This window comes from Atopobium sp. oral taxon 810 str. F0209, from assembly GCF_000466405.1.
GTDB lineage: Bacteria > Actinomycetota > Coriobacteriia > Coriobacteriales > Atopobiaceae > Olegusella.
Map to the genome: position 1 here is coordinate 1 of NZ_KE952939.1, position 234 is coordinate 234.

Annotated in this window: 1 protein-coding gene; it reads right to left on the reverse strand. The window is 44.0% G+C overall.

What is annotated here, in order from left to right:
* Window positions 1–50: 50 nt before the first annotated feature.
* The coding region (locus HMPREF9069_RS09515; protein WP_021625561.1) for a hypothetical protein at window positions 51–234 on the reverse strand (184 nt) is incomplete at its 5' end.

The window sequence follows — 234 nt, forward strand, 5'->3', positions numbered from 1 at the left end:
CAAATTTACACACCATTTTGGACTTGACCCACTCTGTTTCATGCCAATTGTCAAAAGCCACGTTCTACTTCACTTTTTTCGCCAAACGCCACACATCTCTTCACGCCCAAAAAATCTACCTGCGAAAACGTGAAGGCCATTGAAGAGATCTGTGGCTTTTGACATTTTTTCTGAAACAGAATGTGGCTTTTGGCAAGCGGAGCAGCGATTGCTGAAACGATGTGTGGCTTTTGG